The following is a 24,819-nucleotide window of genomic DNA, read 5'->3' on the forward strand; positions in this document are numbered from 1 at the left end:
CCGAACGCCAGAGAGAAGTTGAGCACAGTGACCACCGAAGCAACCGCGACCGCCAAAACCCTGAAGCGCCTCTCCGACGAAGGCGTCTCGATCTGGCTGGACGACCTGTCGCGCAAGCGGATCGAGTCGGGCAACCTCGCCGAACTCGTCGCGGACAAGCACGTCGTGGGCGTCACCACCAACCCGTCCATCTTCCAGGCCGCCATCGGCTCCGGTGAGGGCTACGAGGAGCAGCTCGCCGACCTGGCCGTGCGGGGCGTCACGGTCGACGAGGCCGTACGGATGATGACCACCGCCGACGTCCGTGCCGCCGCCGACATCCTGCGGCCCGTGTACGACGCCACCGACGGTCGCGACGGCCGGGTCTCCATCGAGGTCGACCCACGGCTCGCGCACGACACGACGGCCACCATCGCCGAGGCCCGTCAGCTGGCCTGGCTGGTCGACCGGCCCAACGTGATGATCAAGATCCCGGCGACCAAGGCCGGTCTGCCCGCCATCACGGAGGTCATCGCCCAGGGCATCAGCGTCAACGTCACGCTGATCTTCTCCCTGGAGCGCTACCGCGAGGTCATGGACGCCTACCTGGCCGGTCTGGAGAAGGCCGCCGCGCAGGGCCTGGACCTGTCCGGCATCCACTCCGTGGCGTCCTTCTTCGTCTCCCGCGTCGACTCCGAGATCGACAAGCGGCTGACCGCGATCGGCACGGACGAGGCCCTCGCGCTCAAGGGCAGGGCCGCGCTCGCCAACGCCCGCCTGGCCTACGAGGCCTACGAAGACATCTTCGAGAGCGACCGCTGGACCGCCCTCACCGGCGCCAAGGCCAACAGGCAGCGCCCCCTGTGGGCCTCCACCGGGGTGAAGGACCCGGCGTACAAGTCCACGCTGTACGTGGATGAGCTGGTCGCGCCGGGCACTGTCAACACGATGCCCGAAGCCACGCTCGACGCCACCGCCGACCACGGCGAGATCACCGGCGACACGGTGACCGGCCGCTATGCGCAGGCCCGCGCCGACCTCGCCGCCGTGGAGGCGCTCGGGATCTCGTACGACGACGTCGTCACCCGACTGGAGGACGAGGGCGTCGCCAAGTTCGAGGTGGCGTGGCAGGACCTGTTGGACGCCGTGAAGAAGTCGCTCGGCAGCAAGGGAGCTGACGCAGAATGATCTCCGACTGGGACAACCCCCTGCGCGACGCGCGCGACCGCCGTCTGCCGAGGATCGCCGGCCCCTCCGGGCTCGTCATCTTCGGGGTCACCGGCGACCTGTCCCGCAAGAAGCTCATGCCGGCCGTGTACGACCTGGCCAACCGCGGGATGCTGCCGCCGGGCTTCTCCCTCGTCGGGTTCGCCCGCCGGGACTGGGAGGACCAGGACTTCGCGCAGGTCGTGCACGACTCGGTGCGCGAGCACGCCCGCACCGAGTTCCGCGAGGAGGTCTGGCAGCAGCTCGCCGAGGGGATGCGGTTCATCCCGGGTGCCTTCGACGACGACGAGGCGTTCAAGCAGCTGCGCCAGACGGTGGACGAGCTGGACGCGGCGCGCGGCACCAGCGGCAACTACGCCTTCTATCTCTCCGTACCGCCGAAGTTCTTCCCGGAGGTCGTGCAGCAGCTGAAGAAGCACGGCCTGGCGGACGCGCCGGAGGGCTCGTGGCGCAGGGCGGTCATCGAGAAGCCGTTCGGCTCCGACCTCGCGAGCGCCCGGGAGCTGAACGCGATCGTGCATGACGTGTTCGACCCGGAGCAGGTCTTCCGGATCGACCACTACCTGGGCAAGGAGACCGTCCAGAACATCCTGGCGCTGCGGTTCGCGAACCAGATGTTCGAGCCGATCTGGAACCGGTCGTACGTCGACCACGTGCAGATCACGATGGCCGAGGACATCGGCATCGGCGGCCGGGCGGGCTACTACGACGGCATCGGCTCGGCCCGTGACGTCATCCAGAACCACCTGCTCCAGCTCATGGCGCTGACCGCCATGGAGGAGCCGGCCGCGTTCGACGCCGCCTCGCTGCTCACCGAGAAGCTGAAGGTGCTCAAGGCGGTGAAGCTGCCGGAGGACCTGGGCCTGCACACCGTGCGCGGGCAGTACGCGGCGAGCTGGCAGGGCGGCGCGCAGGTCCTCGGGTACCTCCAGGAGGAGGGCATCGACGCGCGGTCGAAGACCGACACGTACGCCGCGATCAAGCTGAACGTCGACAACCGGCGCTGGGCGGGCGTGCCGTTCTATCTGCGCACCGGCAAGCGGCTCGGGCGGCGGGTCACCGAGATCGCGGTCGTCTTCCAGCGGGCGCCGCACTCCCCGTTCGACTCCACCGCCACCGAGGAACTCGGCCAGAACGCGATCGTCATCCGCGTCCAGCCGGACGAGGGCATGACGGTGCGGTTCGGCTCCAAGGTGCCGGGCACCTCGATGGAGATCCGGGACGTGACGATGGACTTCGCCTACGGCGAGTCGTTCACGGAGTCCAGCCCGGAGGCCTACGAGCGGCTCATCCTGGATGTCCTCCTCGGTGACGCCAACCTGTTCCCCCGTCACCAGGAAGTGGAAGAGTCCTGGAAGATCCTCGACCCGATCGAGGAGTACTGGGACACGCACGGCAAGCCGGCGCAGTACGCGTCCGGGAGCTGGGGACCCGAGGAAGCCGACGAGATGCTCGCACGAGACGGACGGAGCTGGCGCAGGCCATGAAGATCGACCTGACCGACACCACGGCAAGCAAGATCAACAAGGCGCTGGTGCAGGGCCGCCGCGCGATCGGCACGCCGGCCGTGGGCATGGTCCTGACGATGGTGATCGTCACGGACGAGGAGAACGCCTACGACTCGATCAAGGCGGCGGAGGAGGCCTCGCACGAGCACCCCGCACGCACCCTGGTCGTGATCAAGCGGCACGCCCGCACCCCGCGCGACCGCACCCGCTCGCACCTCGACGCCGAGGTCCGGGTGGGCGCCGACGCCGGCACCGGCGAGACGGTGGTGCTGCGGATGTACGGCGAGGTGTCCGAGCACGCCGACTCGGTGGTGCTGCCGCTGCTGCTGCCGGACGCGCCGGTCGTGGTGTGGTGGCCGGTGGAGGCGCCGGAGAACCCCGCGAAGGATCCGCTGGGCGCGCTGGCGCAGCGCCGGATCACCGACCTGTACACGACCGAGAACCCGCTGGTGGAGCTGGAGGCCCGGGCCCGTTCCTACGCGCCCGGCGACACCGACCTCGCGTGGACCCGGCTGACCCCGTGGCGCTCCATGCTGGCCGCGGCCCTGGACCAGGCGCGGGTGCCGATCATCTCGGCCGTCGTGGAGGCCGAGGCCGACAACCCGGCCGCCGAACTGCTGGCCCGCTGGCTGGAGGCCCGGCTGCACGTCACCGCCGAGCGGGTCGTCACCGCCGGCCCGGTCGTCACCGGCGTGCGGCTGGGCACCGAGAACGGCGAGATCGTCATCGACCGCCCCGAGGGCCCGCTGGCCACGCTGTCCCTGCCGGACCAGCCGTCGCGCACCCTGGCGCTGAAGGTCCGCACCACCTCCGAACTCATCGCCGAGGAGCTCAGGCGCCTCGACGCGGACGAGATGTACGCCATCGCCCTGCGCGGCGAGGCCACCAAGGAGAGCCCCTCCCATGTCTGAGACCCCCCGGCTCATCCGGCGCCCCGAGTGGGCGGCCTTGGAGGACCACCGCGCGGACGCGTTGCAGCGGCCCCGGCTGCGTGAGCTGTTCGCGGCCGATCCGTCCCGCGCCGAGCGGTACGTCGTACGCGTCGGTGATCTGCGCCTCGACTACTCCAAGCACCTGATCACCGACGAGACGCTCGCCCTGCTGCGGGAACTGGCCGCCGCGACCGATGTGTTCGGGCTGCGGGACGCGATGTTCCGCGGCGAGCGGATCAACGTCACCGAGGACCGGGCGGTGCTGCACACCGCGCTGCGGGCGCCGCGCGAGGCCGTCATCGAGGTCGAAGGCGAGAACGTCGTGCCCGGCGTCCACGCGGTGCTCGACAAGATGAGCGCGTTCGCGGACCGCGTCCGCTCCGGTGAGTGGACCGGCCACACGGGCCGCCGTATCCGCAATGTCGTCAACATCGGCATCGGCGGCTCCGACCTCGGCCCCGCCATGGCGTACGAGGCCCTTCGCCCGTTCACGGCACGCGAGTTGACGTTCCGGTTCGTCTCCAACGTGGACGGCGCCGACCTGCACGAGGCGGTCCGGGACCTGGACCCGGCGGAGACGCTGTTCATCGTGGCGTCCAAGACGTTCACCACCATCGAGACGATCACCAACGCCACCTCGGCCCGCTCCTGGCTGCTGGCCGGGCTCGGCGGCGAGGACAAGGCGGTCGCCAAGCACTTCGTCGCGCTGTCGACCAACGCCGAGAAGGTGACGGACTTCGGCATCGACCCGGACAACATGTTCGAGTTCTGGGACTGGGTCGGCGGGCGGTACTCGTACGACTCGGCCATCGGGCTCTCGCTCATGATCGCCATCGGCCCGGACCGCTTCCGGGAGATGCTCGACGGCTTCCACACCGTCGACGAGCACTTCCGCACCGCGCCCGCCGAGGCCAACGCCCCGCTGATCCTGGGCCTGTTGGGCATCTGGTACGGCAATTTCCTCGGCGCCGAGTCGCATGCGGTGCTGCCGTACAGCCACTACCTGTCGAAGTTCACGGCGTATCTCCAGCAGCTCGACATGGAGTCCAACGGCAAGTCGGTCGACCGGGACGGGCAGGTCGTGGGCTGGGAGACCGGTCCGGTGGTGTGGGGCACGCCCGGCACCAACGGGCAGCACGCCTACTACCAGCTGATCCACCAGGGCACCCGGCTCATCCCGGCCGACCTGATCGGCTTCGCCCGTCCGGTCGCCGAGCTGAGCGACGAACTCAAGGCGCAGCACGACCTGTTGATGGCGAACCTCTTCGCGCAGGGCCAGGCGCTGGCCTTCGGCAAGACAGCGGACGAGGTGCGCGCGGAGGGGGTGCCCGAGGAGCAGGTGCCGCACCGCACCTTCCTCGGCAACCACCCCACCACCACGATCCTCGCCCCCGAGCTGACCCCGTCGGTCCTCGGCCAGCTGGTCGCCCTCTACGAGCACAAGGTGTTCGTGCAGGGCGCCGTCTGGAACATCGACTCCTTCGACCAGTGGGGCGTCGAGCTGGGCAAGGTCCTCGCCAAGCGGGTCGAGCCCGCCCTGACGCAAGGGGCCGAGGTCCCCGGCCTCGACGCCTCGACCAGCGCCCTCGTGGCCGCCTACCGTGAACTCAAGGAAGTGAACTGACATGCAGATCGGTCTTGTTGGTCTCGGCAAGATGGGCGGCAACATGCGCGAGCGTCTGCGCAACGCCGGCCACACCGTCGTCGGCTACGACACGAACCCCGAACTGTCCGACGTGACGAGCCTGGCCGACCTCGTCGACCAGCTCGACGCGCCGCGCACGGTGTGGGTCATGGTCCCGGCCGGCCACGCCACCCAGCTCGTCATCGACCAGCTGGGGAGCCTGCTCAAGCCGTACGACACGGTGGTCGACGGCGGCAACTCCCGCTGGACGGACGACGAGAAGCACGCACAGGAGCTGGGCAAGCACGGCATCGGCTTCGTCGACGCGGGCGTCTCCGGCGGCGTGTGGGGCCTGAAGAACGGCTACGCCCTGATGGTGGGCGGCGAGAAGGAGTACGTCGACCGGCTCAAGCCGATCTTCGAGGCGCTCAAGCCGGAGGGGCCGTACGGCTATGTCCACGCGGGCAAGGTGGGTGCCGGGCACTTCGCCAAGATGGTCCACAACGGTATCGAGTACGCCATGATGCAGGCCTACGCCGAGGGTTGGGAGCTGCTGGAGAAGGTCGACTCGGTCGACAACGTCCGGGAGGTCTTCCGCTCCTGGCAGGAGGGCACGGTCATCCGGTCCTGGCTGCTGGACCTCGCGGTGAACGCCCTCGACGAGGACGAGCACCTGGAGAAGCTGAAGGGCTTCGCGCAGGACTCCGGCGAGGGCCGCTGGACGGTGGAGGCCGCCATCGACCACGCCGTCCCGCTGCCCGCGATCACCACGTCCCTCTTCGCGCGGTTCGCGTCCCGTCAGGACGACTCCCCGCAGATGAAGATGATCGCGGCGCTGCGCAACCAGTTCGGCGGTCACGCCGTCGAGTCGAAGGAGTAGCCCGCCGTGGGGGATCTTTTCCTGGTCCGCCACGGTGAGACGGAGTGGAGCAGGTCGGGACAGCACACCAGCTGGACCGACCTGCCCCTCACCCAGGCGGGAGAGGAGCAGGCCAAGTCCCTGGCCCCGCTCCTCTCCGGCCGCCCCTTCTCGCTGGCCCTCACCAGCCCGCTGCGCCGCGCGGTCCGCACCGCCGAACTGGCGGGCGTGACGGGCGCCGTACCCGACCCGGACCTGCACGAATGGGACTACGGCGGCTACGAGGGCGTCACCACCGACACCATCCACCGCTCCCGCCCCGACTGGTACCTGTGGACCGACGGAGTGCCACCCGGCCCGGACGGTCACCCCGGGGAATCCCCGGCCGAGGTGGGCGCGCGGGCCGACCGGGTGCTGTCCCGGGTGGACGTGGCGCTGCTGGACGGCGACGTCGTCCTCGTCGCCCACGGACACTTCCTGCGCGTGGTGACGGCCCGCCGGTTGGGGCTCGCCCCGGCCGAGGGGCGCCTGTTCCAGCTGGCGACGGGCACGGTGAGCCGGTTGTCGACGGAGCACGGGCGGCCTGTGATCGCGGTGGGGGCACCCCCACGCCCTTAAGGCAGTGGGGGAGGAACGCCCGGCCGTGACTCCCCTGGCGGAGTTGACAGTTTCGGCAGGCCGGCGTCAGAGTCCCCGCTGATGGAGATCAACGATCTGACGCCGGCCGAACTGCGGGTGTGGCAGGCCTTTCCCAAGGGTGAGGCCGTGGACTTCCGTGCGGGGGAAGGCGAGGGTGCGGTCGAGGGTGCCGGATGGGGGCCCGAACGGACCGTGCGCGCCACGGTGTTGCGGGCCCTGCTGCTCGCCGGACCGGTGGAGAGCGGGGAGGTGGCCGCGCTCAAGGTGGCGGGGGCACGGATCACGGGCGTACTGGACCTGCGGTACGCGGTGATCGACAGCGTGGCCCGGCTGAGTCACTGTCACTTCGAGGACGTTCCCGACGTCTCCGGGGCCCAGCTCAAGTACCTCAACCTGACCGGGTCGCGACTGCCGGGTCTGGGGGCGGCGCGGATTCGGGTCGACGGCGGGCTGCGGCTGACGAGGTGCCGGTTCGGGGGGCGGGTGCGGCTCGGCGGGGCGCAGATCGCCGGGGCGCTGTATCTGGAGGGGGCGGAGGTCCTCGCGCCGGAGGGGACGGAGGGCCCCGTCCTGCAGCTCCACCAGGTGACCGTCGGCGAGGACCTGTGCGCGTCGCGGCTGCGTACCCTCGGGGAGCTGCGCCTCGACGGTGCCACGATCAGCGGCTCGCTCCGGCTGGAGGAAGCCGAGCTGCGTCATTCCGGCGCCTTCGTCCTCAGTGCCGAGGCCCTCGAGGTGGGCGCCAACGTCCTGTGCAGACGGCTGAGCGCCCACGGCCGCATCGACCTGCGCGGCGCCCGCATACCGGGCCGGCTCGACCTGCTGTACAGCCGGCTGTCCCATCCCGGCGGCACCGCGATGCGGGCGAGCAGCTGTGTCATCGGCGAGGTGTGGCTGCGCAGGGGCCCGCGGATCGAGGGCATGCTCAACCTGCGCCGCTCGCAGATAGAGCACCTCAACCTGGAGCCGGAGATGCTCCCGGCACAGGTCCGCCTCCTCGACCTCACCTACACGTCCCTGACCCCGCATGTGCCGCCGGAGCAGCGGCTGCCCATGCTGGAGCGGGACGAGGACACGTTCGACCCGCACGGATTCGAGCAGCTGACCGCCGCCTACCGCCGCACCGGCGACGACCACGCCGCCCGCCTGGTCCAGCTCGCCAAGCAGCGCCGCCACCGCACGACCCTGCCCTGGTACGGCCGTCTGTGGGGCCACGTCCAGGACGCCACCGTCGGCTACGGGTTCCGGCCGATGCGTGCGCTCGGCTGGCTGCTGTCGCTGCTCGCCGTCGGCTCCGTCGCCTTCGCGCTGGACGCGCCACCGCCGCTGAAGGCGGGCGAGGCACCGCGGTTCAACCCGGTGTTCTACACGCTCGACCTGCTGCTGCCGGTGATCTCCTTCGGTCAGGAACCGGCATTCGCCCCGGAGGGCGGGCAGCAGGCCCTGGCCTACGTCCTCGTCCTCACCGGCTGGATCCTGGCGACGACGGTCATCGCCGGTGTGACCCGCACCGTCAGCCGCCAGTGACGCGCGGGGCTCCCGGGGGTGGGTCCCGTCATCGGACCGGCCGCCCCGCGTGCTGGGCGGCCAGCCGCACCGGCGCGTTCTGGGCGCCGTAGCCCCGGTAGCCGTCGCGCTGGACCAGCTCGAAGAAGACGCGGCCGACCGTGACGGTGTAGCAGTGCCGGAACTCGCCGTGCGCGTCCCGGTCGTAGAGGATGCCCAGCTCGCGGTACGTCTCCAGCTCGCCGTCCGCGAACGCGTACCGCGCCGCCAGGTCGTCGTGGTAGTTCGCGGGGATCGGCAGCAGCCGGCCGCCCGCGTCCCGGAAGCGGCGGGCGGCGGCGACCACGTCGTCCGTGGCCAGCGCGATGTGCTGGGCGTGCACCGTGTCGTCGGTCGGCGCCGCGCCGACGCTCAGCGCGATCCGCACACTCCCGTCCGTATTGGTGACGGCACGGCTGCGCATCAGGCCGTACGGGTCGGCGACGTCGACGCTCTCCTGGGCGTGCAGGCCGAGGACGCTGCGGTGGAAGAGGGTCGCCTCGTCGAAGTGGTGCCAGGGCTGGGTGAGGGCGAGGTGGTCGATGCCGTGGACGCCGGGCGAGGGTGCCTCGTGTTCGAGGTCGGTGAAGTCGGCCCGCCAGTTGGGCAGTTCGTCCCGTTGCGTCGCGCAGAAGAACAGTTCCGTGCCGTCGGGTGCCGCGACCGCGTCGAGCGGGGCGTCCTGCGGGGCGCGGCGGCGGGGCAGGACGGGGGCGAGGAGGGCCTCGGCGCGGTGGGCGGCGCCGGTGGGGTCGGGTGACTCCAGGCCGATCGCGGCGAGTCCGGTGCCGTCGCGGCGGGCGGCACCCGAGGTGTTGACCAGGATCCTGGCCTCGCCCTGCTGCCAGAGGTCGACCGGCTTGCTGCGGTGCCGTGCGGTGCGGGCGAAGCCGAGGGCGCCGAGTACGGCCGCGACCGGTTCGGCGTCGGGGGTGACCAGTTCGGCGAAGGCGACGCCGGTGGGGACGACGGGCGCCGGCGGGGTGGTGACGCCGAGCGTCTCCTGGAGGACCAGGAGGGAGCGGAGCGCGTCCACGGCCGTCGGGCCGGCCTCGGCCTGGCGGAAGACGTCGTTGAAGACCTCCAGGGAGAGGGGGCCGTCGTATCCCGTGTGCAGGACGTGCCGGACGAGTCCGGCGACGTCGAAGCCGCCCTGGCCGGGGAAGCAGCGGTAGTGCCGGCTCCACTGGAGGACGTCCATCGCGAGCAGGGGTGCGTCGGCGAGCTGGAGGAAGAAGATCTTCTCGCCGGGGATGTTCTCGATGCCCTTGGGGTCGGAGCCGCGCGAGAGGATGTGGAAGCTGTCGAGGCAGGTGCCGAGCGCGGGGTGGTCGGCCGCCTCGACGATGCGCCAGGCGTGGTCGTACGTGCTCACGTGCCGGCCCCAGGCGAGCGCCTCGTACGCCACCCGGATACCGAACTCCTGTGCCAGATCGGCGAGTTGACGCAGGTGGTACGCGGCGAGCGCGTCGTCGTCCACGGCGAGGGGGTGGACGCTGGAGCAGACGAGGACGGTGTCGGCGCCGAGCCGGCGCATCAGCTCGAACTTGTGCCGGGCGCGCCGCAGATTGCGGGTGAACTCGTCGGCGGGCACGGCCTCGATGTCCCGCATCGGCTGGTAGAGGTCGACGGTGAGGCCGAGGTCGGCGCAGCGCGCCCGGATCTCCTCGGGGGTGAGCGGGCTGGCCAGCAGGTCGTTCTCGAAGATCTCCACGCCGTCGAAGCCGGCCCGGGAGGCGGCCGTGAGCTTCTCGGTGAGGGATCCGCTGAGGGAGACGGTGGCGATGGACGTGCGCATGCCGGTACCTCTTCCTGTTCCTGCTCTGCTAGCTGGGGCTTCCCACGGCGCCCGCACGTTCGGCGAGCTCGGTGAGCTCGGTGATGTCCGCGAGCATCCGTGTGCTGTCGGGCTCGCGCCCGGTGAACAGGCGGAACGCGTCCGCGGCCTGGAAGACCGCCATGCCGCCGCCGTCGAGGGTGGCGCAGCCCAGCTCCCGGGCCGCCCGCAGGAGCTCCGTCTCCAGCGGGCGGTAGACGACCTCGGCGACCCACAGCCCCGGGTGGAGCAGTTCGGCCGGGAGGGGCAGGCCGGGGTGGGCGGCCATGCCGGTGGGGGTGGCGTGGACGAGGCCGTCGGCGCCGCCGGTCAGGATGCGCAGTGCGTCCGGGGTGGCGCCGACCGCCCGGCCCTCGCCGAAGTGCCGGTTCAGGGAGGCGGCGAGATCGGCGGCCCGGTCGCTCAGCGCGTCCACGACGGTGACCCGCTCGGCGCCCAGGGTCAGCATGGCGTGCGCGACGGCCGCCCCCGCTCCCCCGGCGCCCAGTTGCACGACCCGCTCCAGCGGTACGTCGGGCAGCCCGCGCGCGAAGGACGCGGCGAAGCCGGTGACGTCCGTGTTGTGGCCGACGGCGCGGCCGTCCTCGAACACCACGGTGTTGACCGCGCCGAGCGCCTCGGCCTGGGGGGCGAGCGCGTCCAGGTGCTCGATGACGAGCTGCTTGCACGGGTGGGTGATGTTGAGCCCGTCGAAGCCGAGGTCGCGGGCGGACCGCACCAGGTCGCCGACGGCCTGCGGCGGGACGCCGAGCGTGTCGATGTCGATGAGCCGGTACAGATAGCGCAGGCCCTGCCGGTCGGCCTCCCGCTCGTGCAGCGCCGGGCTGAGCGATGGACCGATGCCGGAACCGATCAGCCCGACGAGATACGAGTCCTTGGTGTCCTTGCCCACCGGGGGACCTCCTGAGCGGCTCACTAATGTACGAACTGGTGAGTTAGTAATAGCAGGCGGAACGAAGCTTGGGAAGACCTGTCCCGACACGCCGGACGACCTGGCTTCTACAATCACCGGCACGCGGGTGGGCCACCGGGGCACGCCCGCCCCTCGCCGAAGGAAGCCGATGACCAGCGTCGAAGAGCCGGCACGCAGCAACGGGCGGACCCGTGACGCCGCCCGCACCCAGGCCGAGATCCTCGACGTCGCGACGCAGGAGTTCGCCCGGGTCGGCTTCGCCGGGGCGCGGGTGGACGACATCGCCGCCCGCACCAGTACCACGAAGCGGATGATCTACTACTACTTCGGCGGCAAGGAACAGTTGTTCACGGCCGTGCTGGAGCGGGCTTACGGCGTGATCCGGGAGGCCGAGCAGGAGCTCGACGTCGAGCATCTGGACCCGGTAGCGGCCATCCGTCGGCTGGCGGAGCTGACCTTCGACCACCATGAGCAGCACCCCGACTTCATCCGCCTGGTCAGCATCGAGAACATCCACGGGGCCGAGCACATCGCCGCCTCCGAGAAGCTCGGCAAGATCGGCTCACCGGCGCTGGACGTGATCCGCCGGATCCTGGAGTCGGGGCAGCGTTCGGGCCTGTTCACGGCCGACGTCGACGCCGTCGACCTGCACGCGATGATCAGCTCCTTCTGCTTCTTCCGGGTCTCCAACCGGCACACCTTCGGCGCCCTGTTCGGCCGCGACCTGGTCGATCCGGCGCAGCGCGAGCACTACCGCGCCATGCTCGGCGACATGGTGATCGCGTACCTGACGGCACCGCGCGCCGGGGACTGACCGCCAAGATCCTTCGGCCCGACCTCTTGACACCCGGGAAACCTCGGCGCAACATCCGTAGCCATCCGCTACTAACTATCCAGTGGGTTAATTAACCGGGTAGCTCCCGGTCGGCCGCCCCGTCACCCCAGGGATCCGGCGCCTCTCCTCTGTACTCACTCCCCCGTAGGGTGGAGTCCCCTCGAAGGAGCACCCCCGTGTCCGTCCCCGACACCGCCGTCGGCCAGCCGAAGAAAGCGGCCATGGCTGCCTGGATCGGCAGCGCCCTGGAGTACTACGACTTCTTCATCTACGGCAGCGCCGCCGCGCTGATCTTCCCCGAGGTCTTCTTCGACGAGTCCGACCCGGCGACGGCCACCCTGCTGTCGCTGGCCACGTTCGGCGTGGCGTACGCGGCCCGTCCGGTCGGCGCGCTGTTCCTCGGTCACTACGGCGACCGGCTGGGGCGTAAGAAGATCATGGTCTTCACGCTGATCCTGATGGGCGTGTCGACGTTCCTCATCGGCTGTCTGCCGACCCGCGACCAGGTCGGCACCCTCGCGCCCGTCCTCCTCGTGCTGTGCCGGGTGCTCCAGGGCATCTCGGCCGCCGGTGAGCAGGCCAGCGCCAACTCGATGACCCTGGAACACGCGCCACCCCACCGGCGCGGCTTCTTCACCAGCTTCACGCTGAGCGGCACCCAGGGCGGGCAGTTGCTGGCCACCCTGGTCTTCATCCCGGTCGCCGCGCTGCCGGAGGAGCAGTTGCTGTCGTGGGGCTGGCGGGTGCCGTTCTGGATGAGCATCGCGGTCGCCGTCGTCGGCTACGTCATCCGCCGCAAGCTGGACGAGACGCCGGCCTTCGAGCAACAGGCGGCCGCCGAGGGCGTCGCCAAGATGCCACTCGCGGTGCTGATGCGGGAGCACTGGGCGGATGTGCTGCGGGTGATCGCCGGTGCGCTGGTCGCCTCGGTCAGCACGATCTTCACCGTGTGGGCGCTGTCGTACGCCACCAGCGACTCCGTCGGCATGAGCAGGTCCTCGATGCTGTGGGTGGGCGCCCTCGCCAACCTGGTCGCGCTCGCCGCTATCCCGCTGTGGGCCACGTTGTCCGACCGCATCGGCCGCCGCCCGGTGTACCTGATCGGTGCGGCGGGCAGCGCGGTGACGATGTTCCTCTACCTGTGGGCGATCTCCACCGGCTCCTACCCGCTCGTCATGCTGCTGGGCATCATCGCCTTCGGCGTGGCCTACAGCGCGGCGAACGGTGTGTGGCCCTCCTTCTACGGCGAGATGTTCTCCACCCGGGTCCGCCTCTCCGGCATGGCCATCGGCACCCAGATCGGCTTCGCCGTCGCCGGTTTCGCCGTCACCTTCGCCGCGCAGATCGCCGGTCCGGACGGCGACGACTGGGCCGCGGTGGCCCTCTTCACGGCGGCCCTGTGCGTCCCGCCGGTCGTGGCCGCCCTCTCCGCCCGCGAGACCGCCAAGATCCCGACGGAACACCTCGGCGAACGGGCCTCCGGCAAGTCGACGGAACGGGAGACGGTCGCGGCCTGATCCCCCGTCCCACCGGTCACTCGGGCTCTCGGCGCGGCATCAGCGCCGGGCCCGAGTCACGATCATGTACTCCGGCCGAAGGAGCACTGGCCTTCGTCTCGATCGGTGCACCTTGGCCGGAGCACATGATCGGACGAGGGCCGCCCTGCTGTCGGGCGAACGCCCGGTTGAGCTGCCTGGTTCGAGGCCCTTTTCGACCTCGTACGCACAGAAACAAGCTTGGATGTGGCGCAGCGCCCAGGACGCCCGGACGAGCTCCCCAGAGGCAGGATGAACCCGAACGGCCACTCCTCACGGAGCCGTGGTCGGCCGCGCTGTGGAGCCGGGCGCAGGACCGCGGCGTGCAGGGCTGGGAAAACCGCTGTCGGGCAAATGGATCAAGATGATAGAAGTACCGCCGTGCACAAGACTCTGGAGTTTCCCGAGCTGCTGCGGCTGATCGACGAACGCGCAACCGCCTTCCGCGCCGTGATCGCCGCCGCGCCCAGCCTCGACCTGCCGGTGCCGACCTGCCCCGGGTGGACGCTGTCCGACCTTGTGCAGCACATCGGCGAGGGCCGCCGCCGCTGGGCCGCCACCGTCGCCGCCGGGCCGGACGCCACGTCCAGGACCCCGGCCCAGGGTGACGCGGTCGCGCCGCAGGAGCGTGAGGCCGTGCAGGCCTGGCTGGCCGCCTCGACCGAGCTGTTGCTGGCGGCCCTGCGGGAAGCCGGTCCGGACCAGGGCTGCTTCACCGGCTGGGGCAACACGCAGACGCCGCACACCGCCGGCGGCGTCGCCCGGCACCAGGTCCAGGAGATCGCGGTGCACACCTACGACGCCCAGCTCAGCGTGGGCGAACCGGCCGCACTGCCCGTCGAGGTGGCGCTCGACGGTGTCGAGGAGACCCTGTTCATCACCTGCTTCACGACGAGTGCCTGGCCGCACAAGCCCACCGCCTTCGACTTCCACGCCACCGAGGGCCGCTCCTGGCGCCTCACGGCCGACGGCGACGGCGCCCGGACCACCCGGCTGCCCGCTACCGGCGATTACCCGGACGCGGCAGGCATCTCCATGCGCGGCACGGCCAGTGATCTGGTCCTCTACCTGTACGACCGCATTGCGGCGAACTCCCTGGAACTCGACGGGGACCCGGAGCTGCTCGACCTGCTCCGCGCCTGGGAACCGGAGGACTAGGGGTGACGACACACACGGCCAGGCCGTGACATCTCACGCCCCGCCGGGCCTCGGCCGCCGCCGACACTACGCGTTGGACCAGCCCCTCCTGCACAGCACCAGCCGGTACCCGTCCGGGTCCTCGATCGTGACGCCCCACTCGTTCCAGTACGGGTTGGGCGACAGGACCCGCTTGCCGCCGTGCCGCTCCAGTCGGGCCACCACATCGTCCGGCACGGGACCGTCCACGTAGACGACGAGAAGGTCCTCCTCGGTCGGCCGGGGCTCGACCGGGCGGGCGGGCTCGTGGACGAGTTCCAGATGCCAGTCGGCGTCCGGCCAGCCGAGCATCAGCAGGTCGTGCTCGCCCGGTTCCGGGCCACCCTCCGCCCGCCATACGACGGCGAGTCCCAGCCCCTCGCGCCAGAACCGTTCCGCGGCGGCGAGGTCCCTGGACGGACGGGCGATACGGATGTGGCTGCGGCCGTCGACCGGCATGTGCTCCCCCTGCGTGTGGCGTCCTGATCTGCGTTGATCCATTCGGCAGCGTAGGCGGCCCGGGCGCGCCGCCACCATCGGCCATAGGCCCTCCGCCCGGCGCCCTAGGCCTCGTCGCCGGCCGATAGGCCCCGTTGACAGTTGACGTTTCACGCAAGAACATCGGCCAGAACGAACAGAAAAGAACGGCACAAAAAGGCTTCGCGTACACCGGCCGGATTCAGGGGCGGCCGGCGTGCGCGAAGTGGGCGTTGACTATCGTTGCCCGATCATTCGACCGGGGACGAGAGGTGGACGGAACGTGGCGGGGGCCGGGTGGATACGAGTGCCGGTCGGCGACGACGCGGCGCGCTGGGCGACACGTGGGAAGACCGAGAAGGTCCTCCTGGTCGTCCACAACGTGACCGCCGCGACCCGACTGCTGGACGTGCTGCCGCTGTTCCACGACGACCTCCGGGTGCAGTTGCTGGCGACCTGTCCGGGGTCGTCGGCGTTCCGGGCGGGGATCGACGAGTTGCTGGCGGGCACGGGAGTGACCGTGGTGCCGTGGGAGCAGGCGATCGAGACACCGGTCGCACTCGCCGTCTCCGCGAGCTTCGGCGGTCAACTCCGGTCAGTTGATGGACTATTGGCCGTGTTGTCCCACGGTATCGGATACACTAAGAGGCTGGCGACACCCGACACCCGACACCCGACACCCGACACCCGACACCCGACACCCGACACCCGACACCCGACACCCGACACCCGACGGCCGGCGGTCGCGGGGCGGGATCGGAACCGGTCTTCGGGTTGTCACCGGAGTGGTTGCTCGACGGGACCGGCGATCTGGTCGCCGACGCCCTCGTCCTCTCCCATCCCGAGCAGTACGAGCGTCTGCGCGCCGTATGCCCGCGGGCCGCGCACACGGCCGTGCTGGCCGGGGACCCCTGCTGGGACCGCATGCTGGCGGCCCGCCCGTACCGCGAGCGCTTCCGCCGCGCCCTGGGTGTCGGCAAGGGGCAGCGCCTGGTCGTCCTGAGCTCCACCTGGAACCCGGAGTCACTGTTCGGGGACGGTGGCGGCGATGACGTACTGCCCTCCCTGCTGCCGCGCCTGACCTCGGAGTTCCCGGCCGACGAGTACCGTCTCGCGGCCGTGCTGCATCCCAACGTCTGGCACGGCCACGGCCCCGGACAGATCCGCGCCTGGACCGACCGCGCCCGACGCGCGGGGCTGACCCTGATCGACCCTCTGGAAGGCTGGCGGCAGGCGCTGATCGCCGCCGACGTCGTGATCGGCGACCACGGCTCGGTCACGTACTACGCGGCCGCGCTCGGCACCCCGGTACTCCTCGGTGCGGCGCCTCTCGCGGGGCTCGCCCCCGACGCCCCTGTGCACGCCTTCGTCCGCACCGCTCCCCGCCTCGACCCCGAACGCCCCCTGCGCCCGCAGATCGACACGCTGCTCGACCACCACCGACCCACGCCCGAACCGGCCGAGTTCGTCAGCTCCGCCCCCGGCGAGTCGGCCACCCTCCTGCGGCGGCTCTTCTACGACCTGATCGGCATCGCCGAGCCCGACGGCCCCGCCCGCCTCGAACCGCTCCCCCTTCCACCGTACGAACCCGCCACGCACACGGTGCCGTTGTCCGTGCTCACCCGGCTCCCCGGCTCCGGCGAGGTCGCCGTCACCCGTTACGCGGGCCCGCACCCGGCGCCGTACGACACGACGGGCGACGCGCACACGGCCGTTCGCGAGGACACCCGCGAGGTCGACCGACTCGCCCTCGCGGACGTGGTGTTCCGGTACGGATCGGCCGAGGATCCGCGCTTCGTGTCCCCCGCCGACTGGACGGCGGAGATCCTCGAACGGCATCCGCAGTGCGCGCTCGCCGCGTACGTCACGGGTCCGGGGACCTGCGTCGTCCGCACCCGTGCCGGTGCCCTGCTGGAGCTGACGGCCGGGCCGGGTGCGGACGTCGATCCGGCCGTGTACGCCTCGGCGTTGTACGCGTGGCTCGGGGCGGGCAACTCGCTGGAGGAGCTGGTCGAGCAGGGGTTGACGGTGCGGACGGGGGCGGCGGCTCACCCGGTGTCGGTTCCGCCGACCGCGGTGGTTCGTTCGCAGTGACGGTCACTGCGGCGTGACACACCGCTCCCTGAGCACCCGCAGGTGCGCGACGTGGTACGCCGCGTTCTCCCGACCGAGGGCCGCGAGCGCCTCGTCGATCAGGGGCAGCGCCGCCTGCGACTCGCCCCCGTCGAGGAGGGTCTCGGCGAGGTCGGTGAGGGTGCGGGCGGTGTTGTAGGCCTCGCCGGTGTCCCGGAAGAAGCGCAGCGCGCGCCGCAGGCGCTCGACCGCCTCGGTCCGGCGTCCTTGGCCGCGCAGGGCACGGCCGCGGTGCCGTTCCAGCAGGGCGCGGGCGCGGGGGAGGTCTGCGGCGCCCTCGTCGTCGGGGCCGATGGCTTCGAGGATGCCGTGCGCCTCCTCGAAGCAGGTGTATGCCTCGTCGAAACGCCACTGCCGCAGGCGCAGCAGGCCGAGGAACTCCACGGCGGAGGCGTGGCCGCGTATGTGTCCGGCGACGCGTTCGTCGCGTGCGGCGGCAACCGCCTCGGGCTCCGCCTCGTCCCAGCGGCGCAACTCGGTGAGGGCGTGAGCGAGTTGGGCGTGCAGGGCGCCGGCTGTGCGGGAGCCGGGGAAGTGTTCGTCGGCGACGCGGGCCCCGGTGCGCAGGGCCGGCAGCAGGATCTCGTGGTGGCCGGCCTTCAGCTGGAGCGGCCACAGGGACTGGCAGAGCAGGACGACGGTGTCCGGGTCGCGGAACTCCTCGGCCGCGTGCACCGCCTCGACGAGCCCGGGTGCCTCGGCGGCGAGCGCGGCGACGGCGGCGCCCCGGTCCGGGAAGGTCACGGGTGAGCCGGCGGACGGCACCCGCCAGCTCTCCGGCAGGGCCGCCCGGGCCGCGCCGACCGCCAGGTCGCGGTAGCGCTCGACGACGCGGGTCACGGCTGCCGAGCAGGCCGCGATGCCGTCGGCGGTGGCCGCCGTACGTTCGGCGTGGGCGCGGACGGAGGGGCGGTAGCGGTAGCGGCCGCCGTCGGTGCGTTCGACGAGCAGGGCGTCGGCGAGGTCCTCCAGGTGGCGGGCGGTCTCGGTCTCGTCGAAGTCTGCGGCGCGCGCGGCGGTCGTGGCGTCGAGGGCGGGCCAGGCGCGCAGTCCGGCGAGGCGGTACAGGCGGGCCGTGTCGGGGGCGAGTGCGTGGTAGGCGTCGTCGGCGGCGGCGTGGACCGGGTCGGTCTCGGGCATGGCGGGGGCCTCCGTGCGCTCGGGCGGGGAGGTCAGACGGGGTGCGGCGGCGCGCAGGGCGTACGGGGAACCGGCGCAGCGGTCGAGGACGGCCGGCAGGGTGGCGCGGGCCGCGCTGATCGCCGGTTTGCCGACCAGTTCGGTGAGAAGTCGCGTGGCGTCGCGCCTGGCCAGTGGTCCGACGGGGATGCGCAGGGCGTCGAAGCCGGTGAGCAGCTGCCGGGCGACGACGATCGTGAAGACGCCGGGGGCCGAGGTCAGCAGCGGTCGTACCTGTGCGGCGGACCGGGCGTGGTCGAGGACGAGGAGCAGCCGCCGGTCGGTCAGACAGCGCCGGAGGAGGTCGGCGCGGTCCGTGGCGGCAGGCGGGATCTCCTCGTCCGGCAGGCCGAGTTGGCGCAGGAGCCTGCCGAGGGCCGCGTCGGGCGCGAGGCTGTCGAGGTCGGCGTAGAGCTGTCCGTCGGGGAAGCGGGCGGTCTGCCGCCAGCCCCAGTGGACGGCGAGCGTGCTGGTGCCGATGCCTTCGGGGCCGTGGAGCAGGGCCAGCCGCGGGCGTCCCTCGAAGGGCCGGGCGGCTTCCTTGTCGAGGAGTTTCAGGGCCTGCTGGCGGTCGGTGAAGAAGCGGGGCGCGGTGGGCAGACAGGGGCGGTCGAGTGTGCCGGGCACGCCCGGGAGTCGTGCACCGCGTGCGAACTGTGCCCAGGCTTCGGCGAGTTGGGGGTCCGTCTGCACTCGGGTGTGCACCAGGCGGGCCACGTCGTCCAGTTCGCCGGGCGTGCCGGGCGCGGCCACCTCCCGTCCGGCGATACGGCGGACCAGGCCGCCCGCCGACTCCCAGGCCCACTTGCCTGCCTCGTTCGCCATGCCCGATCCGACCGCTCCGAGCACCGCGCCGATCGCGCCCAGCGAAATCGGATCCAGCATGCCGCGCACTCCCCCGTCGGTGGCCCCACGTCACTCTCAGGTGATCAACCCTAGCGGCACACAGGGGAGGTGACGGAGGCTCAGTCCGGGTCGGCGGCCTTCGGGATGCCGTACACCCGCTCCACCCGCAACCGCAGCACCAGCCGCTTGTCGCGGACCATCGCCGCCCGGAAGTCCTCCCAGTCGGGATGCTCGCCCAGGACGTCCCGGTAGAGGCGGATGAGCTCCTCGACGGTGTCGTCGTACGGGTCCTGGGCGACCGGCGAGAGGTCGGCCGTGCCCTCGGCGACGGTGTACGCCCATCGGTCGGAGGAGGTGACGTGGTACGACGCCCTCGGGTCGCGGCGCAGGTTGCGGGTCTTGGCGCGGTCGTCGGTGATCGAGACGCGGATGATCCGCTCGTCGGGGTAGTAGGCGTGGCCGACATTCGACAGCTGCGGTCGGCCGTCGCGCTTGAGGGTGACCAGCACCCCGCCGTGGCCCTGGGAGAGCAGGGCGAGCAGTGCGTTCTGGGTGGCGTCCTGAGTCATGTCTGGAGCAACGGTGCCGGCGAGCCCGGCCATTCCCGGGCTCGCCCACCTGGCACTCTCGCAGCCGGTTCACTTCCGTAGACACTGTCTACAGGATCATGGTAGACACTGTCTATGCAGGAGAACTCGACCGGGCTGCGGGCCCGGCTGATCGACGTCGGTGTGGATCTCGTGGCCCACGAGGGCGTCCAGGCGCTCACCCTGCGGGAGATCGCCCGCCGGGCGGGCGTCTCGCACGGGGCGCCGCGGCGCTACTTCCCCACCCATCTGGAGCTGCTGTCGGCCATCGCGGGCCGGGGCTTCGAGGAGCTGGGGCGGCGGGCGGCGGCAGCGGTCGAGGGTGGTACGGCGAGCCCGCGGGCGCGGGTGTCGGCGCTGGGGCGGGTCTATCTGGAGTTCGCGCTCGCCAATCGCGGTATGTACGAGCTGATGTTCCGTCATGATCTGCTGGAGAGCGGCTACTTGGGGCTGCGGGACACCAGCCTTCCGCTCTTCGGCCGACTGGTGGACCTGGTCGGCCGGACGCGCCCGGACGTCGACGCGCGGCTTGTCGCGGGCGCGCTGTGGGCCAACCTGCACGGAATCGCGCAGTTGTGGTGCTGGGGCAGCCTCCAACTCGCCGCGGAGGCCGACGACTTCGCCCCCCTGCTGCGGTCGGCCCTGGACGCGCACCTCGGGCCGGTGGGCGAGTGAACCCGCGCCTCACTCTCGCGAGCAGTGTCGTCGGTGCCGTGATCGTCGCGCTGGACGGCACCGTCCTGACCGTCGCCCAGCCCGCCCTGCGCCGGGACCTGGGCGCCTCCTACGCCCAGGTCCAGTGGACCAGCACCGGCTATCTCGTCGCGGTGGCGGGCCTGTTGGTGTTCGGCGGGCGGCTCGGCGACCGGTTCGGGCACCATCGCGTCTTCGGCCTCGGCATGCTCGGGTTCGGTGCCGCGTCGGCCGGGATCGCGATGGCGTCCGGCGTGGGCTGGGTGATCGGGCTGCGGGTCGTGCAGGGTGTGTGCGGCGCGCTGCTGCAACCGGCCACGCTCGGGATGCTACGGGCCGCGTTCCCGCCCGAACGGCTGCGGACGCCGATCGCCGTGCGGACCGCAGCGATCGGGGTGGCGGCCGCCGCCGGCCCGGTGGCGGGCGGTGCGCTGGTGGCGGGGCCGGGCTGGCGGGCCGTGTTCCTGCTCAATGTCGCCCCCGCCCTCGTCCTCGGCCTGCTCGCCCTCACCGTACGGCCCCCTCGCACGGCGTCCCCGGCCCGGCTCGACCTGCCCGGAGCGCTTCTGCTCGCGGTGACCCTGGCCTGTCTCGTGCACGCTCTGGTGGCGATGCCCGGGTGGGCCTTCACCGCCGCGGCCGCCGTGGTCACCGGCGTGGCCTTCGTCCGGCACGAGCGCCGTACCGCGAGCCCGCTGCTGCCGCCCGACGTCGTCGGATCGGCGGCCGTCGGATCGGCGCTGGGGATGCTGGTGACCGCGTCGGCGGCGCTGTCGGGCACGCTGTTCGTCGGCACGTTCCTGTTGCAGGGCCCGTTCGGTCTGAACCCGTTCCGCAGCGCCCTGGTGAGTCTGCCGCTGGCCCTGCTGATGGTGCTCGCGGCACCGACCTGCGCGGTTCTGCTGCGCCGGGCAGGAGCCCGCCGTACGACCATGGCGGCGATGGCGGTCCTGGCGCTGGGGGTGCTGGTCCTCTCCTGGGCGTCGGCCGTGCCTGCCCTCTGTGCCGGGTTCGCCCTGGTGGGAGCTGGGTTCGGCACGGTGATGGTGGCGGCGACCCATGTCGTCGTACGGGAGGCAGCCGTCGAGTCGGCCGGGGTGGCGGGCGGGCTCCAGCAGACCGCGATGAACGTCGGGCCGGTGCTGGGCGTGGCCGCCGCGACCGTCCTCATGGGAGCGGACGGCGGCTCCGGACTGCCGCTGGGGGTACTCGCCGCCCTCGCCCTGACCGGTGCGGGGCTGGGGTGGGCCCTTCCCGGGCGGCAGGCCGCCGCGATCGACGATCATGGCCAATCGCGGGACCGTACACGTGTTCCTGCGCGACGATGAGATCAGAGGCCGTTCCGTCGGGGTATGCCGGAGCGCACCCTCGTCGTACGTATGCGGAGGAGAGCGATGGCACTGCTGACACAAGAGGTCGACCCGGGTGAGGTCGGACTGGACGCGAAGGCGCTGGACCGCCTCGACCAGCATTTCGCCCACCATGTCGACGACGGGCGGATACCCGGCTACCTGGTGTCCGTCGCCCGCGGTGGACGCGTCGCCCACCTGGCCACGCACGGCCACCGGGACCTCGCGGCCGGGCTGCCCGTCGAGGCCGACACGCTGTGGCGGATCTACTCCATGACCAAGCCGGTCACCACGGTCGCCGCGCTGCTGCTGGTGGAGGAGGGCAAGCTGTCGCTCGACGACCCGGTCGGCCGCCATCTGCCGGCCTTCGACGAGCCCCGGGTGTACGTCGGCGGATCCGGCGCCGACACGGTGACCCGCCCGGCCGACGGTCCGATGACCGTCCGGCATCTGATGACCCACACCGCCGGACTGACCTTCGCCTTCTACCACACCCACCCCGTCGACGCCCTCTACCGGGACGCCAACCTGGAGTCGGCCGTGCTGCCCGGCTCCGACCTGGCCACGACGGTCGATGTGTACGCGAGCCTGCCGCTGCAGTTCGAGCCGGGGACGCAGTGGAACTACTCGGTCGCCACCAATGTCCTGGGCCGGGTCATCGAGGTCGTGTCCGGGCAGGCGCTCGACGAGTTCTTCGCCGAGCGGATCTTCCGGCCGCTCGGGATGACCGACGCCGGGTTCTGCGTGAGTGACCAACAGGCGGACCGCCTGGCCGAGTTGTACGGGGGGACCGACGACGGCGGGATCGAGCCGATACCCGGTCTCCCGCTGCACGGGCGGCCGCGCTTCCTGTCCGGCAGCGGCGGGATGGTCGCCTCGGCGCACGACGTCCACCGCTTCATGGAGCTGCTGCGCCGCCGCGGCGAACTCGACGGCACCCGTCTGCTGTCCCCGGACACCGTGGACCTGATGACGTCCAACCACCTCCCGGGCGACGTCGACCTGCGCTCCTTCGGCAGCCGCCCCGCCCATGACGAGGCCGGCAACGACGGCATGGGCTTCGGTCTCGGCGTCTCCGTGGTGATCGACCCAGCGCGCACCAAGGCCCCGACCGTCCTCGGCGCCTACGGCTGGAGCGGGGTCGCGACCACCACGTTCTGGGTCGACCCCCGCCACGACCTGACGGTGCAGTTCATGACACAGGTGCGGCCCAAGACCTCGCACACGCTGTTCCAGGACCTCAAGCGGCTGGTGAACGAGGCCCTCACGGAGGCGTGAGGCCGTCCGCCCGGCCTCCCGCGGGGCGCAGGGCGGGCAGGGCGGGGGCGCGGCACGTCGGAGAACCGCGCCCGCACCCCGCCGGCCGCCCCACGGAGCGCCTCGTCAGGACAGGTGCGCGACCGCGTCCAGATGGGGCAGGTGGTGGTCGAGGCGCTCCCGCTTGGTGCGCAGATAGGTGATGTTGTTCTCGCAGGGCGGGATCAGCAGCGGGACCTGCTCGGCGACCTGGATGCCGTGCTGCACCAACGCCTCGCGCTTGCGCGGGTTGTTCGACATCAGGCGGACGCTGTTCACGCCGAGGTCGTGCAGGATCTCGGCGGCGACGCCGTAGTCGCGGGCGTCCACGGGCAGACCGAGCGCGAGGTTCGCCTCCACGGTGTCCAGGCCCTCCGCCTGGAGGGCCATCGCCCGCAGCTTGCCGAGCAGACCGATGCCGCGGCCCTCGTGGCCCCGCAGGTAGACGACGATGCCGCTGCCCTCGGCGACGACGGCACGCAGCGCGGAGGCGAGCTGGTCGCCGCACTCGCAGTGCTGGGAGCCGAACGCGTCGCCGGTCAGGCATTCGGAGTGCAGCCGGGTGAGGACGTCGTCCGCGCCGATCTCGCCGTACACCAGGGCCACTTGCTCGTCACCGCGGTCATGGTCGAGGTAGCCGATGGCCCTGAATTCCCCGTAGACGGTGGGCAGGGGGGCATTCACCACGCGCTCCACACCGGAACGCTGAGTCCGCTGTCCGGACTTCGTGCCGAGTACGCCAATTTTTTCTGTCATGATTCTTCAGTTCCTAAGCAGAGACGAAAGGCCGTGAAAAGATGAGTGGTTCACAAAAGCGGCCGGCGGCACACTCGCTGGTGCCGGCGGACACCACCGAGGACGTACGGACGCGAGGAGCGGGCGTTTCACGGCAGGTCGCGGTCCTTCCCGTCGGAAGCTTCGAGCAGCACGGCGCGTTCCTCCCGCTGGCGACCGACACGCTGGTGGCCTGCGCGGTCGCGCGCGAGATAGCCGCGGCGTACCCGGTGCACCTCCTTCCACCGGTGACGATCTCCTGCTCGCACGAGCACGCGGCCTGGCCGGGGACCGTCAGCATCTCCTCCGTGACCCTTCATGCGGTGATACGGGACATAGCGGATTCGCTCCGCCGCTCCGGCGTCGACGCCCTGGTGCTGGTCAACGGGCACGGCGGAAACTACGTACTGGGCAACGTCGTTCAGGAGTCCTCCGCGCGCGGTGAGCGAATGGCGCTGTTCCCGGCCCCGGAGGACTGGGAGGCGGCCCTGGAGCGGGCCGGCGTGGAGACCTCGCTGCTGACCGACATGCACGCGGGAGAAATCGAGACCTCCATCCTTCTGCACGCTCATCCCGAATTGATCCGACCCGGTTATGAGACTTCCGATTTCGTATCGGACGACCGCCGTCATCTGCTCACCCTCGGTATGTCCGGCTATACCGATTCGGGTGTCATCGGACGTCCTTCGCTGGGCTCCGCGGAAAAGGGCAAGCGGCTGCTGGCCGGCCTCGCGGATTCCTTCGGCGCGTACTTGTCACTGCTGACCTCCGCGGACGATTCCGTACGGGACACGGGAGACGCACGAAAATAGCGGCTGGGTTCCGGGTCCGCCATGGTGACGGCGGACCCGGAGTCCGCGCGCAGGCCGGTGTACC

At 71.4% G+C, this 24,819-nt stretch carries 21 protein-coding genes; 15 read left to right on the plus strand and 6 right to left on the minus strand.

Going from position 1 to position 24,819, the window contains the following annotated elements; genetic code table 11:
• Nucleotides 1-18: 18 nt before the first annotated feature.
• The 7 genes from tal (at nt 19) to ACFZBP_RS01495 (ending at nt 8,295) form a co-directional block, all read left to right on the plus strand.
• Nucleotides 19-1,167, plus strand: coding sequence for a transaldolase (tal, locus tag ACFZBP_RS01465; RefSeq protein ID WP_383453228.1), 1,149 nt, complete (start codon nt 19-21; stop codon nt 1,165-1,167).
• Nucleotides 1,164-2,693, plus strand: coding sequence for a glucose-6-phosphate dehydrogenase (zwf, locus tag ACFZBP_RS01470; RefSeq protein ID WP_383453224.1), 1,530 nt, complete (start codon nt 1,164-1,166; stop codon nt 2,691-2,693). Before tal ends, zwf begins: the two co-directional genes overlap by 4 nt.
• Nucleotides 2,690-3,625 carry a glucose-6-phosphate dehydrogenase assembly protein OpcA gene (gene opcA, locus ACFZBP_RS01475; protein ID WP_391409261.1) on the plus strand — a complete coding sequence of 312 codons (936 nt, stop codon included), beginning with the start codon at nt 2,690-2,692 and terminating at the stop codon, nt 3,623-3,625. Before zwf ends, opcA begins: the two co-directional genes overlap by 4 nt.
• Nucleotides 3,618-5,270, plus strand: coding sequence for a glucose-6-phosphate isomerase (pgi, locus tag ACFZBP_RS01480; protein ID WP_391409262.1), 1,653 nt, complete (start codon nt 3,618-3,620; stop codon nt 5,268-5,270). Before opcA ends, pgi begins: the two co-directional genes overlap by 8 nt.
• Before the next feature lies 1 nt (nt 5,271).
• Nucleotides 5,272-6,150 carry a phosphogluconate dehydrogenase (NAD(+)-dependent, decarboxylating) gene (gene gnd, locus ACFZBP_RS01485; RefSeq protein WP_383453218.1) on the plus strand — a complete coding sequence of 293 codons (879 nt, stop codon included), beginning with the start codon at nt 5,272-5,274 and terminating at the stop codon, nt 6,148-6,150.
• 6 nt (nt 6,151-6,156) lie between these two features.
• On the plus strand, nt 6,157-6,747 hold the full coding sequence (locus ACFZBP_RS01490) for a histidine phosphatase family protein (RefSeq protein ID WP_391409263.1): 591 nt from the start codon (nt 6,157-6,159) through the stop codon (nt 6,745-6,747).
• Nucleotides 6,748-6,828: 81 nt separating this feature from the next.
• On the plus strand, nt 6,829-8,295 hold the full coding sequence (locus ACFZBP_RS01495) for a membrane-associated oxidoreductase (RefSeq protein ID WP_391409264.1): 1,467 nt from the start codon (nt 6,829-6,831) through the stop codon (nt 8,293-8,295).
• A gap of 28 nt (nt 8,296-8,323) precedes the next feature.
• On the opposite strand, the gene ACFZBP_RS01500 is transcribed toward ACFZBP_RS01495, so the two are convergent.
• Together ACFZBP_RS01500 and ACFZBP_RS01505 are read right to left on the minus strand one after the other, a co-directional pair.
• Entirely contained in the window at nt 8,324-10,111 is a 1,788-nt protein-coding gene (locus tag ACFZBP_RS01500; protein WP_391409266.1) for a TIM barrel protein, read from the minus strand.
• Between the two features lie 28 nt (nt 10,112-10,139).
• A complete protein-coding gene (locus ACFZBP_RS01505; protein ID WP_391409267.1) occupies nt 10,140-11,042 on the minus strand; it encodes a shikimate dehydrogenase in 903 nt (300 codons plus the stop codon).
• A 169-nt stretch (nt 11,043-11,211) separates the two neighbouring features.
• Here ACFZBP_RS01505 and ACFZBP_RS01510 point away from each other — a divergent pair, with 169 nt between their 5' ends.
• The 3 genes from ACFZBP_RS01510 (at nt 11,212) to ACFZBP_RS01520 (ending at nt 14,591) form a co-directional block, all read left to right on the plus strand.
• Complete coding sequence (locus ACFZBP_RS01510; protein WP_383453210.1) at nt 11,212-11,877, plus strand: TetR/AcrR family transcriptional regulator; 666 nt, start codon at nt 11,212-11,214, stop codon at nt 11,875-11,877.
• 197 nt (nt 11,878-12,074) lie between these two features.
• Entirely contained in the window at nt 12,075-13,415 is a 1,341-nt protein-coding gene (locus tag ACFZBP_RS01515; RefSeq protein WP_391409268.1) for an MFS transporter, read from the plus strand.
• A gap of 399 nt (nt 13,416-13,814) precedes the next feature.
• Entirely contained in the window at nt 13,815-14,591 is a 777-nt protein-coding gene (locus ACFZBP_RS01520) for a maleylpyruvate isomerase family mycothiol-dependent enzyme (RefSeq protein ID WP_383453206.1), read from the plus strand.
• A 66-nt stretch (nt 14,592-14,657) separates the two neighbouring features.
• Here the strand turns inward: ACFZBP_RS01520 and ACFZBP_RS01525 are convergent, their stop codons facing one another.
• The gene (locus tag ACFZBP_RS01525) at nt 14,658-15,068 is read right to left on the minus strand and encodes a VOC family protein (RefSeq protein ID WP_383453204.1); all 411 of its coding nucleotides are present in this window, start codon (nt 15,066-15,068) and stop codon (nt 14,658-14,660) included.
• A gap of 807 nt (nt 15,069-15,875) precedes the next feature.
• Between ACFZBP_RS01525 and ACFZBP_RS01530 the strand changes: the two genes are divergently transcribed.
• A complete protein-coding gene (locus ACFZBP_RS01530) occupies nt 15,876-17,180 on the plus strand; it encodes a hypothetical protein (protein ID WP_391409269.1) in 1,305 nt (434 codons plus the stop codon).
• A gap of 3 nt (nt 17,181-17,183) precedes the next feature.
• On the opposite strand, the gene ACFZBP_RS01535 is transcribed toward ACFZBP_RS01530, so the two are convergent.
• Both ACFZBP_RS01535 and ACFZBP_RS01540 read right to left on the minus strand, forming a co-directional pair.
• Nucleotides 17,184-19,283 carry a tetratricopeptide repeat protein gene (locus ACFZBP_RS01535; RefSeq protein WP_391409270.1) on the minus strand — a complete coding sequence of 700 codons (2,100 nt, stop codon included), beginning with the start codon at nt 19,281-19,283 and terminating at the stop codon, nt 17,184-17,186.
• A gap of 80 nt (nt 19,284-19,363) precedes the next feature.
• On the minus strand, nt 19,364-19,813 hold the full coding sequence (locus ACFZBP_RS01540) for a PPOX class F420-dependent oxidoreductase (RefSeq protein WP_383453200.1): 450 nt from the start codon (nt 19,811-19,813) through the stop codon (nt 19,364-19,366).
• A gap of 114 nt (nt 19,814-19,927) precedes the next feature.
• On the opposite strand from ACFZBP_RS01540, the gene ACFZBP_RS01545 reads away from it, so the two are divergent.
• The 3 genes from ACFZBP_RS01545 to ACFZBP_RS01555 all read left to right on the plus strand — a co-directional run bounded on the left by ACFZBP_RS01545 (nt 19,928) and on the right by ACFZBP_RS01555 (nt 23,151).
• On the plus strand, nt 19,928-20,506 hold the full coding sequence (locus tag ACFZBP_RS01545) for a TetR/AcrR family transcriptional regulator (RefSeq protein WP_383453198.1): 579 nt from the start codon (nt 19,928-19,930) through the stop codon (nt 20,504-20,506).
• Nucleotides 20,503-21,852, plus strand: a complete 1,350-nt coding sequence (locus ACFZBP_RS01550; protein ID WP_391409272.1) for an MFS transporter — start codon at nt 20,503-20,505, stop codon at nt 21,850-21,852. The genes ACFZBP_RS01545 and ACFZBP_RS01550 overlap by 4 nt, the downstream gene beginning before the upstream one ends.
• 66 nt (nt 21,853-21,918) lie before the next feature.
• On the plus strand, nt 21,919-23,151 hold the full coding sequence (locus tag ACFZBP_RS01555; protein WP_391409273.1) for a serine hydrolase: 1,233 nt from the start codon (nt 21,919-21,921) through the stop codon (nt 23,149-23,151).
• A gap of 105 nt (nt 23,152-23,256) precedes the next feature.
• Here the strand turns inward: ACFZBP_RS01555 and ribA are convergent, their stop codons facing one another.
• Nucleotides 23,257-23,925 (minus strand): GTP cyclohydrolase II, encoded by a 669-nt coding sequence (ribA, locus tag ACFZBP_RS01560; RefSeq protein ID WP_383453192.1) that lies wholly within the window; start codon nt 23,923-23,925, stop codon nt 23,257-23,259.
• A 41-nt stretch (nt 23,926-23,966) separates the two neighbouring features.
• Between ribA and ACFZBP_RS01565 the strand changes: the two genes are divergently transcribed.
• Nucleotides 23,967-24,755, plus strand: a complete 789-nt coding sequence (locus ACFZBP_RS01565; RefSeq protein WP_391409274.1) for a creatininase family protein — start codon at nt 23,967-23,969, stop codon at nt 24,753-24,755.
• The last annotated feature ends 64 nt before the right edge of the window (nt 24,756-24,819 follow it).

The sequence above is a fragment of the Streptomyces sp. NPDC008086 genome (assembly GCF_042957325.1).
Lineage (GTDB): Bacteria > Actinomycetota > Actinomycetes > Streptomycetales > Streptomycetaceae > Streptomyces.